This is a genomic window from Castellaniella hirudinis (assembly GCF_047468865.1).
GTDB lineage: Bacteria > Pseudomonadota > Gammaproteobacteria > Burkholderiales > Burkholderiaceae_B > Castellaniella > Castellaniella hirudinis_A.
In genome coordinates, this window is sequence record NZ_JBLGTV010000009.1 from 111,692 (window position 1) to 123,111 (window position 11,420).

An 11,420-nucleotide genomic window follows, 5' to 3' on the forward strand; every position below is an offset into this window, starting at 1 on the left:
TATCGCACCGTCGGGCCAGCGGGTTCGGACTACACTCAAGCCATCGGCCGTTTTCACAGGATCTTTTCATGCGCATCTTCACCGACGCCCAAGGGCGACAATGGGACGCCGCTCTGCTGGATGCCTCTTATGGCAACATCCTGCTGATTTTCAGCGCCCGCCAAGGGCAGGACATCCGCCAACAGTTGCTGGGAGCGGACAACCTGGCCCAAGCCGAAAACCAGCTGGCCGCCTGCACCGACGACGACCTGCGCGCCCGGCTGGATCAGGCCCAGCCCTGGGATCCGACCCGGCTGTTTTAGACATCATGTACTGACATCATGGCCGCTCGTCAGGCGGAAGCGGCGCGTTTCCTGTACCGTGGCCGAAGACAGGTACTATCGACAACTTGCGGCATCGAACAGGCCGCAGCAAAGCAAGCGCGTCGGGCACGCAGATCGGCATGGAATTTTAAGGAGCACCATGGTGCAGATTGAATCGTTGAGACTCAAGAACTACAAAAGCTTCCGGGATGCGACCCTGCTGGATATTCCGAATCTTTGTGTGGTGGTGGGTGCGAACGGTACGGGGAAAAGCACCCTGTTCGGCGTCTTTGGTTTCCTGAAGGATTGCTTGCTGTTCAATATTCGCCGCGCCCTGCAGCAGCGCGGCGGCTTCAAGGAGGTCATCAGCCGGGGAGCGGATCCGGCCGAAGGCGTGGAGATCGAGATCAAGTTCCGGCTGGAAATCGCCGGTGTGGATCGCCTGGTCACATACCTGTTGCACCTGGGCGAGCACAAGGGACAGCCGATTGTCTTGCATGAGGTGCTGCGATATAAGCGCGGGCGTTATGGATCCCCCTTTCATTTCCTGGATTTTCGGCGGGGCGTGGGCTATGCCATTACCAACGAGGAAGACTTCAACCGGCCCGACGAAGAACTCGATCGCGAAGACCAGAAGGTCGGCGCCGATACGCTTGCCATCAGCGGGCTGGGTCAGTTCGAGCGGTTCAAGGCGGCCAACGCCTTCCGTCGCCTGATCGAAAACTGGCATGTCTCGGACTTTCACATCAGCGCCGCCCGGGGCAGCAAGGACGCCATCGGTGCCGCGGATCATTTGTCGGTCACGGGCGATAACCTGCAGTTGGTTGCTCGCAATATTTACGAAAACCATCCCGAGGTGTTCGAGCGCATCGTACAGCGCATGCATGATCGTGTCCCCGGGATCACGCAGGTAACGCCCAAGCCAACCGAAGACGGACGGCTATTGCTGCAATTCCGTGACGGGGCATTCGTGGATCCCTTCATCGACCGCTACGTGTCGGACGGTACGTTGAAGATGTTCGCGTATCTGGTACTGCTGCATGATCCGCAGCCACACCCTCTGCTGTGCGTGGAGGAGCCGGAAAATCAGCTTTATCCAGCTTTGCTATGGGAACTGGCAGAGGAGTTCCGGGATTATGCGCAGCGTGGCGGCCAAGTCATGGTATCCACGCATTCGCCCGATTTTCTGAATGCCTCGAACCTGGAGGAGGTGTTCTGGCTGGTCAAGCGGAACGGATATACCCGAATACTGCGGGCGCAGGACGATCCACAGATTCGTGCCTATATGGCGGCAGGCGATCAGATGGGCTATTTATGGAAACAGGGCCTGTTCGAGGGGGTGGATCCGGCATGACAACCCTGGTTTTTCTGCTGGAAGAGCCTTCCGCGAAAGCCATGCTGGAGGGCGTGCTGCCTCGGATTCTGCCACCGGATATTGACGTGCGATATATGGTGTTTGAAGGCAAACAGGATCTGCATAAGCAGATTGTGAGGCGTTTGCAGCATTGGCAAATGCCTGAAAGCCGGTTCGTCGTCATGCAGGATCAGGATAGCGGGGATTGCCGGGCGCTGCGTGCGGCGCTGCAGCGACTGTGCACCGATGCGGGTCGTTCGGACGCCTTGATCCGAATTGCCTGTCATGAGCTGGAGAGCTTCTACCTGGGTGATTTGTCCGCAGTTGAACAGGGTCTTGGGCTGACGGGGCTGGCGCGCCAGCAAGGTAGACGAAAGTTTCGCGCACCAGATGCCCTGGGAAATCCCAGCGAGGAATTGAAAAACCTTACCAGTAATCGTTATCAGAAAGTAGGCGGGTCGCGTGCCATCGGGCCCTTTCTGCAGGTGGACGGCAGTAGCCGATCCCATAGCTTCAATACCTTGATTGCGGGTGTCCGTCGTCTGGCGGCTGTTTGATACCAGAATGCCGCGCTCTGGCCCCTTGAATTCGGATGCCTGCGCCTGGCTGGCAAGGCGCACACGGCGCCGGCCTCAGCGCCCCCGGCGGGGGCTCAACACAAAAGCGTCTTCGTTGTCGACGGCCCGCTTCAGCTGTGAATAGCGCTCCAGCAGGTCGGATTTATACACGACCCCCAGCAGGCGGGCGGGGCGGTCGCGGCTGATGACCGGCAGGCGTTCGCCCTGGAACGCGCTGAACTGGGCCTGGGCCTCGTCCAGGCTCAGGTCGGGATACAGGGGCTTGACGAAATCCAGGCGCAGCACGTCGCCGCAGGTCTTGGCGGCCACATCCACTTCGCCCAGCATCATGCGCGTCAAGTCCTGCTGGGCGATCACCCCCTGCCAATGGGATTCCTGATCCACCACGCACAGGTACTTGACCGGATAATCCAGGAACATTTCCTGGGCCCGGCGCACCGGGGCCGTGGTGGGCACCACGGTCTCGGCGGGACGCAGCAGGCTGTCCAGCCTGGCCTGGCGCAACCGCTGGCGCAGCGCCTGGCTGTCTTCGTGATGCAGGGTCACTTCATACATCACCGCCTGGGCCAGCCCGCGCGACACGAAATACGCCACCACGCAGGCCAGAACCAAGGGCAGCACCACCTGATAGCTCAGGGTCATCTCGAAGATCATCAGGATGGCCATGAAAGGCGCGCTGGTGGCGGCGGCCAGAAACGCCCCCATGCCCACCAGGGCGAACACGGCCCCCTGCCCCGCCAGCACGGGCCAGGCCTCGGCCAGCACCTGGCCAAACAACATGCCCAGGGCGCCGCCCACGAACAGCAGCGGCGTGAACACCCCGCCCACCGCCCCGGATCCCACCGTCAGCGCGGTCGCCAGCACCTTGCACAGCAGCATCAACAGCACAATCTGCCAGGCCCAGTCATCATGCAGCAGCGACAGCACCACCCGGTTGCCGTTGCCGGCCATGTCGGGCAGCCGCGTCAGCACGGCTCCCAGCAGCAGCCCGCCCAGCGCCAGGCGCCAGGGCAAGCCCAGGCGCGTGCGCGCAAACAACGTGCGCACGGCATGGATGGTGCGCAGGAACTGGGCCGCGCCCACCCCCGCCAACACGCCCAGGGCCAGGCAGGGCAGCAGCAGCTCGATCGGCATGACCTGCAGGTCGGGCATGGGATAGCGCACGGCGTAATGCCCCGTCCAATGCATCACCAGGCTGGCCACGGCCGAGGCCACCAGCAGGGGGCCGAAATTCTGGAACGACATGGCCCCCAGGATGATTTCCCCCACGAACACCGCGCCGGCCAAGGGCGCGCCATAGGCCGCCGAGACCCCCGCCGCCGCGCCGCAGGCGGCCAGCAAGCGCAAATGGGCCGTGTCCACGCGCAGCACCCGGCCAACGCCCGACGACCACAGCGCCGCCAGATGCACCATGGCCCCTTCACGCCCGATCGACCCGCCCGAGGCGACCGTGCACAGGGACGACAGGGAGCGCAGCAGGCCCTGTCCCAGCGACATCCGGCCGTCCCCGATGGCGACGGATTCCATGTAACTGGAATGCTTGTCCCGGGATACCCGCCGCGCCGCCACCAGCAGCCCCCCGGCGCACAGCCCGCCCAGGGCGGGAACCAGCAGGCGCAAAGACCAGTCCAGGCCGCCCATCACTTGGGTGATCTGGCCCGACTGCGCGGCGAACAGGCGCTGGATGGCATGAATCCCCGCATGGAAGGCGATGGTGATCAGCGCCCCGCCCAGGCCCGCCAGGGCCGCCCAGCACAGCATGGCCGCCACGCCGTCGGCGCGCCACCGGAAAGGATTGGGCATCGGCATGGGCATCACGCGCGGAAGTCGGGCGGGCGCGGAGGCCGCGAGCGCCCCAGCATGCGCCAGTACACCCAGATGTTGAACAGCAGGGCCACCGGAAAAGCCACCACGGCCGCCGACAGGGTCAGCCGCAGGGTCTGTACCGGCGCCGCCGCATCCCACAAGGTGAGCTCGTCCAGCACGACATAGGGAAAGAAGCTGTAGGCCAGGCCCCCCAGCAGCAGCAGGAAAATCACCATGACCAGGGCATAGGGCAGGGCCGAGGCGCGGTAGCTTTGGGCCATCATGCGCTGCAGGGTCATTTCCGTCAGCACGAAGCACAGCAGCAGCAGCCCCCAGACCAGCCCGACCACCCCCCAGTGTTCTCCATCCCCCCATTTCAGGAAAACGCCCGCATTGGAAAAATCCAGAACCACGGAAATCCCGACCGCCCCGACCGCGCTCCAGCGCAAAGTGCGGCGCGCCCAGCCCACCGCCCGCACGCGCAATTCGCCCGCTTCGCGCATCATCAGCCATGCCGCCCCCAGCAGGCCGTAGATGGCCACGGCGCAGACCCCCATCAACAGCGCAAACCCGGTGTAGCCCGCGCCAGTTTCGTAGGCGACCGTCACCCGCGCCAATAGATAACCATGGGAAAAGGCCACCAGCACCGCCCCCAGGCCAAAGCCGAACTGCCAACGCCCCTGCTGCTGCACGGGCGCGCGCAAGCGCCACTCGAAACACACCGAGCGCAGCAGCGTGCCCAGCCCCAGCAGGGTCAAGGGAATATACAGACGGCCCAGCGTCGGCGACCAGGCATAAGGGAATGCGGCCGCCAACAGCCCCAGGCCCAGAAACAGCCAGAACTCGTTGGCATCGCGCCAAGGACTCAACAGCGACAACATGCGCGGACGCAAGGCGGCCGGCGCCACCAGGGACAGGCACCCCACCCCAATATCGAAACCATCCAGCAAGACCCCGGCCGCCAGAATGGCGAAAAACATGCCCATCAGCACCAGGGGCATCCAGAATGCAGGGTCCTGCGCCCCCAGGCCGACCAGGGCCGCCAGCGATTCGATCATGCGCGCCCCCGATGACGCGCCACCGGCACCACGCCATAACGCAGCGTATGCCCCAGCAATTGACGAAAGCCCAAGACCAGCGCGCCATAGACCAGCAGCTGCAGCGCCACCCCGCCCCACAGCCCGGCCTCGCCCTGCACCGCGCCGATCTCGCGCAAGGTGATCGTGCCGTACACGGCATAAGGCAGACTGCCCATCATCAAGTGCCCCCACCCCGCCAATTGGCCGAACAGCGCCAGCCAGGCCATCGCCCGCAAGCCCGCCCGCCCGCCGGAACCGAGCTTGTCGGGCTCGAACCCCAGCCGCCAGGCGCGCCAGAACCCCCAAAGCCCCATCAGGCCCAAAAGCGCCAGCAGCCCAGCGGCCAGGCGCGCGCTGGCATACGTCGGCAAGACCGGGGGGCGCATGCCGACCAGATCATTCAAGCCCTGGATGATTACGCCGCCAGCGGCCTCCGCCGCATCGGGCGCCACGGGCGGGGCCAGCCAGCCCGCCGGGGGGGCGATGCCCAGCCAGGCCCAGGCATTGCGCCCGGCGGCGCCATCCGGCCACGCCAGCATGGTCAGGGGGTCGGGCACGCCGCTGTGCCACTGCGGCACCACGGCGGCCAAGCGCGCAGGCTGCACGGGCAACAGCTGGTAGCCCAGCCGCGCCGCCAGGCCGGCCTGGACGACGACCGCCAGCAACAGCAGCACCAGCGCCCCCCGGTACACGGCGCGATCCCCGGCATCGCTGGGCCGCGTCCGGGTGCGCTGCGCGGTGATGGACAGCATCAGGGTGGCCGCCAGCATCAGGCCGCCGGTCAGCAAAATGCCGAACAAGGCGGGGGCCGCCCCATCCAGCACGGCCAGCCAGCTGCGGATTCGATAGTATTGCTCGGCCATCGCCGCCCCCACGGGCCATTGCATCCAGGCCAGCAAGGCCACCACCCACCACGCCGTCAGGGATGTGCCCAAAGCCACCATGCCCACCATCAGCGTATGCACCCCATTGGACAGACTGCGCTGGCCATACAGCATGGCCCCCAGGAAACAGGATTTGAAGATGAATGCGGTCAGCACCGCCATGGCGACCAGCGGCCCGATCACTTCGCCCGCCCGATCCATCAGCCCTTGCCAGAGCGTGCCCAGCTGCAACAGCAGGGGCAGGCTGGCCGCAAAGCCGATAATGAGCGCCAGGGCATAGACGCGCACCCAGAAACGATACGCCAGCAAGGCGGCGTCCGCCCGGTGAACGCGCAAACGCAAAAAAAACAGCACCCACGCCAAGCCGAGCTCCAGCGCCAGGAAAAACAGGAGAAAGCCCAGACTGAGGTAGAACTGGGTCAGCGACAGAACCCACGCGGTTTGAGTCATAATGTGCGCTAGTTTATTATGCACAGGACAGTATGACCACCGAACCCGCGCCTGTTTCCAATTTTCTGCGCACCATCATCGACAACGACCTGAAAGCCGGCACCTACCAGGGGCGCCGCTGGGCGCCGCCGCCCAGTCCGGCCGCCACGCGCCGCGCCGGGGCCATCGACCCCGCCCGCATCCGCACCCGCTTTCCGCCCGAGCCCAACGGCTACCTGCACATCGGCCACGCCAAGAGCATCTGCCTCAACTTCGGCCTGGCCCGCGACTACCAGGGTATCTGCCATCTGCGCTTCGACGACACCAACCCCGAAAAAGAAGAAGACGAATACGTCCGCGCCATCATCGAGCTGGTGCAATGGCTGGGCTTCGACTGGACGGCCGACGGCGCCGAACACCTGTATTTCGCCAGCGACTACTTCGAGACCCTGTACCAGTTCGCCGAAGCCCTGGTGCAGGCGGGCCACGCCTACGTGGACGAGCAATCCGCCGACGCCATGCGCGCCACGCGCGGCACCCTCACCGAACCCGGCACCGACTCGCCCTGGCGCGACCGCCCGGCGGCCGAATCCCTGGCGCTGCTGCGCGACATGCGCGCCGGCAAATACCCGGACGGAGCCATGGCCCTGCGCGCCCGCATCGACATGGCGTCGCCCAACATCAACCTGCGCGATCCGGTTCTGTACCGCATCCGCCATGCCAGCCACCACCGCACGGGCGACGCCTGGTGCATCTATCCCATGTACAGCTGGGCGCACCCCGTCGAAGACGCGCTGGAAGGCATCACGCACAGCATCTGCACGCTGGAATTCGAAGACCAGCGCCCCTTCTACGACTGGATTCTGCAGCGCCTGGCCGAACTCGGCCAGTTGGCCGCCCCCCTGCCCCACCAGTACGAATTCGCGCGCCTCAACCTCAGCTACGTGGTCACCAGCAAGCGCAAGCTGCGCCAGCTGGTGACGGAAAACCACGTCCAGGGCTGGGACGACCCGCGCATGCCCACCCTGGCCGGCCTGCGCCGGCGCGGCTACACCCCGGGGGCCATCCGCCTGTTCTGCGACCGCCTCGGGGTCTCCAAGGCCGATTCCCGCATCGACTACAGCGTGCTCGAGCAAGCCCTGCGCGACGACCTCGACCCCATCGCCCCGCGTGCCGTGGCGGTGCTCGACCCCATCAGGCTGGTCATCACCAACTTCCCCGAAGACCGCACCGAAATCTGCTCGGCGCCGGTCAATCCGCACGACCCCGACAGCCCCCGGCGAGAATTTCCACTGACCCGAGAACTCTGGATCGAGCGCGACGACTTCCGCGAAGACCCGCCCAAGAAATACTTTCGGCTGTTCCCCGGCAACCAGGTGCGCCTGAAATACGGCTACGTGGTGCGCTGCACCGGCTTCAGCAAGAACGACCAGGGCATCGTCACCGAAGTGCAGTGCGAATACCTGCCCGATACCCGCAGCGGCACACCGGGGGCCGACACCGTCAAGGTCAAGGGGGCCATCACCTGGGTCAGCGCCCGGCACGCCGTGGCCGCCGAAATCCGGCTGTACGACCGCCTATTCCGCGAAGCCCACCCCGACCGGGGCGAGCAGGACTTCCTGCAGGCCCTCAACCCCGATTCCTGCCGCATCGTGCAAGGCTGGCTGGAACCCGGCACACAGGCCGAGCCCGGCCGCTGCTGGCAATTCGAGCGCCTGGGATATTTCGTGGCCGACCGCGTGGATTCCAGCGTGGCCCGCCCGGTGATCAACCGCGCCGTGACCCTGCGCGACACCTGGGTCTGACGCACGCCATGGGAACCCCATCCGACGTGCTGGACTTCAAAAGCGCCACCCTGATGACGCTGCGGGCCGTCTTGCACACCGACGACACCCCCGCCCTGCTGCAAGCCCTGGAACAACGCATGCGGCAAGCGGGCGACTTCTACCGGGACGAGCCCGTCATCCTGGACGCCCAGGGCCTGTCCCAGGCCCCCGACTGGCCCGCCCTGGCGGACGCCTTGCGCCGGCATGGCCTGCACCCCATCGGGGCACAGGCCCAGGCCGCCTTGCACGCCGGCCTGCTTCAGGCCGGCCTGGCCCCCGTGCAGGTGTCCGCCGGCCGCGCCAGCGCGCCCCCCGCGGACGCCGCCCCGGCCCCGGCCAGGCCCGCCGACAACCAGGCCGCGCCCCCGGCCGAGCCCGCGCCGCCGGCCCCACAGGCCCCACAGGCCCCGGCCGGCCAAACCCTGGTGGTTCGCCACCCGCTGCGCTCCGGCCAGCGCATCTATGCCAAAGGCGGCGATCTCATCGTCATGGGCCTGGTCAGCCAAGGCGCCGAAGTCATCGCCGACGGCCACATCCACGTCTACGGCCCCTTGCGCGGCAAAGCCATTGCCGGGGCGCAAGGGCGCACGGACGCCATGATCCTGACCACCCAGCTGGATCCCGAACTGCTGGCCATCGCGGGCATTTACCGGGTAGTCGAAACACGCCTGCCGGACACCCTGCACAACCAGCCGGCCCGGGTACAGCTGGACGGAGACACTTTGCGCATCCACGAAATTTAAACACCCAGTCACAGGAAGACACCTTCATCCACGACTGCACGCCTATCCACCGGCATTTTGCTTTACGATGTCACGAACTCAAAAAACACAGGGGAACACCAACACCATGGCACGCATTGTTGTAGTCACCTCCGGCAAGGGCGGGGTCGGCAAAACCACCACCAGCGCCAGCTTCTCCGCCGGCCTGGCCATGCGCGGCCACAAAACCGTCGTCATCGATTTCGACGTCGGCCTGCGCAACCTGGATCTGATCATGGGCTGCGAGCGCCGCGTCGTCTACGACTTCGTCAACGTCATTCAGGGTGAAGCCAGCCTGAACCAGGCCCTGATCCGCGACAAACAGCTGGACAAGCTGTACATCCTGCCGGCCTCCCAGACCCGCGACAAAGACGCCCTCACCCGCGACGGCGTGGAAAAAGTCCTGACCGACCTGCAGGCCATGGATTTCGAATATATCGTGTGCGATTCCCCGGCGGGGATCGAAACCGGCGCCGTGATGGCGTCCTATTTCGCCGACGACGCCCTGGTGGTCACCAACCCCGAAGTCTCCTCGGTGCGCGATTCCGACCGCATCCTCGGCATCCTGTCCGCCAAATCCCGCCGCGCCGAGCAAGGCGAAGACCCCATCAAAGAACACCTGCTGCTGACGCGCTACAACGCAAAGCGCGTGGCCGACGGCGAAATGCTGTCCCTGGGCGACATCGAGGACATTCTGCGCATCCGCCTGATCGGCGTCATCCCCGAATCCGAAATCGTGCTGCAGGCCTCCAACGAAGGCATCCCCGCCATCCACAAGGCAAACACCGACGTCGCCGAAGCCTACCAGGACGTCGTCGCCCGCTACCTGGGCGAAGACAAGCCCCTGCGCTTCGTCGACTACGAAAAACCTGGCCTGTTCAAGCGGCTTTTCGGAGGGAAATAAGCATGGCGTTTCTGGATTTCTTTCGGGGACAGAAAAAGACTTCGGCCAGCGTGGCCAAAGACCGCCTGCAGTTGATCCTGATCAACGAGCGCAGCAGCGGGCACAGCCCCGACTTCCTGCAAAAGCTGCAGGCTGAACTCATCGCCGTGATCTCCAAATACGTGCAGATCGACCCGGACGACATCAAAGTCAACCTCGAACGCCAGGACTCCCTGGAAGTCCTGGAAGTCAAGATCGAAATGCCGCAGACCGAGACACGCGAATAAGCCCCGGCATATCCGGCCCGCCGGGTGCGGTCAACTGCGGCCAACGGTCCTTTGAAGCCCTCGGGTGGAACCGGCGACATGGCGGCATCCGCCCGGCCGGATATAGCCGGTGCCCCTCGGGGCCATGGGCGGCGCGCTCGAGCGCAGACACTTGAACCACGGGCGCTCAAATCCAGGCCAAAGTGGCCCACACCACCAATGGAATGGTCGCCACGGACAAGACATTGCCCAGCAGCACCACGCTGGCCACGGTGCGGGGCGCCACGCGGTACTGTTCGCACAGCAGATAGTTCAGCACGGCGGGCGGCAGCATCACCGACAAAGCCACCATGCGCGCCCAGTCCGGGGTCAGCGGCAGCAGCCACAGCACCAGCGGCAAGGTCAGCAGGCCCGCCAGCAGATACAGGCCATTGATGCGCAGGGCCAGACCCCATTGTTCGATGCGATCCTGCGACAGCCGCACCCCCAGGCCAAACAGCATCAAAGGGATGGCGATCTGTCCGATCAAGTCGATCGACGTGGTGACAAAGCCCGGGATCCAATCGCGGTACGGCGCCAGCAGCGCCCCCAGGAACGCCGCCCAGATATTGGGATTGCGCAGCCACAGCCAGCGGTTGCTGCCACGCGACAGCAAGAACAGCCCCAAAGAAAAGTGCAACAAATTGGACAGCACGAACAGCACGACGATGTCGCCCAGCTTGTCCTTGCCATAGGCCAGCATCATCAGGGGAATCCCGATGTTGCCGGTATTGCGGAACATGCCCGGCACCAGGAACGCCGCCCGCGACACCCCCGCGCAAGGCACCTTGGCCAGCAGCAGCCCGGGCACGACGATGATCAGCACCCCGGCCGCCACCAGGGGCCAGCCCTGGGTCAAATCCACCGGATTGGCCACCAGGGCGGAAAACACCAGCGCCGGGCAGAACACCATGACATTGGCGTAGTTGATGAACCCCATGTCCGGCGCCCTCGCCTGGCGGCGGCCAAAGGCAAAGCCCAGAGCCGCCACCGCGAACACGGGCAGGACGATATTCAACAGGGTCAGCAGCATGGCAGGGCCTGATCGCCGGGGAAGGCGGAAAGAGGACGGACAAGGCCGCCAGTGTACCGCCAAGCCGGGCCGGGCCGGGTGCGGGCCGCCCTGGACACAGCCCATGAAAAATGTCCGCTGTCAAGCCTTTGATGCGGACAGGCAGCAACATGAAAGGTCTTGTGGGGCAATAGGTTAGGC

General features: G+C 65.3%; 11 protein-coding genes. 7 read left to right on the top strand and 4 right to left on the bottom strand.

Annotation, left to right across the window (positions count from 1 at the left end; translation table 11 throughout):
• Positions 1–68 precede the first annotated feature (68 nt).
• The 3 genes from ACMHYJ_RS12005 to ACMHYJ_RS12015 all read left to right on the top strand — a co-directional run bounded on the left by ACMHYJ_RS12005 (position 69) and on the right by ACMHYJ_RS12015 (position 2,213).
• Positions 69–302 carry a hypothetical protein gene (locus tag ACMHYJ_RS12005; RefSeq protein ID WP_414246409.1) on the top strand — a complete coding sequence of 78 codons (234 nt, stop codon included), beginning with the start codon at positions 69–71 and terminating at the stop codon, positions 300–302.
• 163 nt (positions 303–465) lie between these two features.
• Positions 466–1,656, top strand: a complete 1,191-nt coding sequence (locus tag ACMHYJ_RS12010) for an AAA family ATPase (protein ID WP_414246422.1) — start codon at positions 466–468, stop codon at positions 1,654–1,656.
• Positions 1,653–2,213: a DUF4276 family protein gene (locus tag ACMHYJ_RS12015; RefSeq protein ID WP_414246410.1), complete on the top strand. Its 561-nt coding sequence runs from the start codon at positions 1,653–1,655 to the stop codon at positions 2,211–2,213. Before ACMHYJ_RS12010 ends, ACMHYJ_RS12015 begins: the two co-directional genes overlap by 4 nt.
• Before the next feature lie 75 nt (positions 2,214–2,288).
• Here ACMHYJ_RS12015 and ACMHYJ_RS12020 read toward each other — a convergent pair whose 3' ends face one another.
• Genes ACMHYJ_RS12020 through ACMHYJ_RS12030 form a run of 3 tightly spaced genes read right to left on the bottom strand, consistent with a single transcriptional unit; the run spans position 2,289 to position 6,453 of the window.
• A complete protein-coding gene (locus ACMHYJ_RS12020) occupies positions 2,289–4,037 on the bottom strand; it encodes a ClcB-like voltage-gated chloride channel protein (protein ID WP_414246411.1) in 1,749 nt (582 codons plus the stop codon).
• An 11-nt stretch (positions 4,038–4,048) separates the two neighbouring features.
• Positions 4,049–5,098, bottom strand: coding sequence for a cytochrome d ubiquinol oxidase subunit II (locus tag ACMHYJ_RS12025; protein WP_414246412.1), 1,050 nt, complete (start codon positions 5,096–5,098; stop codon positions 4,049–4,051).
• The gene (locus ACMHYJ_RS12030) at positions 5,095–6,453 is read right to left on the bottom strand and encodes a cytochrome ubiquinol oxidase subunit I (protein ID WP_414246413.1); all 1,359 of its coding nucleotides are present in this window, start codon (positions 6,451–6,453) and stop codon (positions 5,095–5,097) included. Before ACMHYJ_RS12030 ends, ACMHYJ_RS12025 begins: the two co-directional genes overlap by 4 nt.
• Positions 6,454–6,485: 32 nt before the next feature.
• Between ACMHYJ_RS12030 and ACMHYJ_RS12035 the strand changes: the two genes are divergently transcribed.
• The 4 genes from ACMHYJ_RS12035 (at position 6,486) to minE (ending at position 10,189) form a co-directional block, all read left to right on the top strand.
• Positions 6,486–8,237 (top strand): glutamine--tRNA ligase/YqeY domain fusion protein, encoded by a 1,752-nt coding sequence (locus ACMHYJ_RS12035; protein ID WP_414246414.1) that lies wholly within the window; start codon positions 6,486–6,488, stop codon positions 8,235–8,237.
• Positions 8,238–8,245: 8 nt separating this feature from the next.
• Positions 8,246–9,001 carry a septum site-determining protein MinC gene (minC, locus tag ACMHYJ_RS12040; RefSeq protein ID WP_414246415.1) on the top strand — a complete coding sequence of 252 codons (756 nt, stop codon included), beginning with the start codon at positions 8,246–8,248 and terminating at the stop codon, positions 8,999–9,001.
• 106 nt (positions 9,002–9,107) lie between these two features.
• Positions 9,108–9,923: a septum site-determining protein MinD gene (minD, locus tag ACMHYJ_RS12045; RefSeq protein ID WP_414246416.1), complete on the top strand. Its 816-nt coding sequence runs from the start codon at positions 9,108–9,110 to the stop codon at positions 9,921–9,923.
• A 2-nt stretch (positions 9,924–9,925) separates the two neighbouring features.
• Complete coding sequence (gene minE / locus ACMHYJ_RS12050; protein WP_414246417.1) at positions 9,926–10,189, top strand: cell division topological specificity factor MinE; 264 nt, start codon at positions 9,926–9,928, stop codon at positions 10,187–10,189.
• A gap of 166 nt (positions 10,190–10,355) precedes the next feature.
• Here the strand turns inward: minE and ACMHYJ_RS12055 are convergent, their stop codons facing one another.
• Positions 10,356–11,240, bottom strand: coding sequence for an AEC family transporter (locus ACMHYJ_RS12055; RefSeq protein WP_414246418.1), 885 nt, complete (start codon positions 11,238–11,240; stop codon positions 10,356–10,358).
• Positions 11,241–11,420: the final 180 nt, after the last annotated feature.

Bases quoted from the DNA above. Each gene is read 5' to 3' on its own strand.
- ACMHYJ_RS12025 (WP_414246412.1), bottom strand. From the start codon at position 5,098: ATGATCGAATCGCTGGCGGCCCTGGTCGGCCTGGGGGCGCAGGACCCT.
- minE (WP_414246417.1), top strand. From the start codon at position 9,926: ATGGCGTTTCTGGATTTCTTTCGGGGACAGAAAAAGACTTCGGCCAGC.
- minC (WP_414246415.1), top strand. From the start codon at position 8,246: ATGGGAACCCCATCCGACGTGCTGGACTTCAAAAGCGCCACCCTGATG.
- ACMHYJ_RS12035 (WP_414246414.1), top strand. From the start codon at position 6,486: ATGACCACCGAACCCGCGCCTGTTTCCAATTTTCTGCGCACCATCATC.
- ACMHYJ_RS12020 (WP_414246411.1), bottom strand. From the start codon at position 4,037: ATGCCCAATCCTTTCCGGTGGCGCGCCGACGGCGTGGCGGCCATGCTG.
- ACMHYJ_RS12030 (WP_414246413.1), bottom strand. From the start codon at position 6,453: ATGACTCAAACCGCGTGGGTTCTGTCGCTGACCCAGTTCTACCTCAGT.
- minD (WP_414246416.1), top strand. From the start codon at position 9,108: ATGGCACGCATTGTTGTAGTCACCTCCGGCAAGGGCGGGGTCGGCAAA.
- ACMHYJ_RS12005 (WP_414246409.1), top strand. From the start codon at position 69: ATGCGCATCTTCACCGACGCCCAAGGGCGACAATGGGACGCCGCTCTG.
- ACMHYJ_RS12015 (WP_414246410.1), top strand. From the start codon at position 1,653: ATGACAACCCTGGTTTTTCTGCTGGAAGAGCCTTCCGCGAAAGCCATG.
- ACMHYJ_RS12055 (WP_414246418.1), bottom strand. From the start codon at position 11,240: ATGCTGCTGACCCTGTTGAATATCGTCCTGCCCGTGTTCGCGGTGGCG.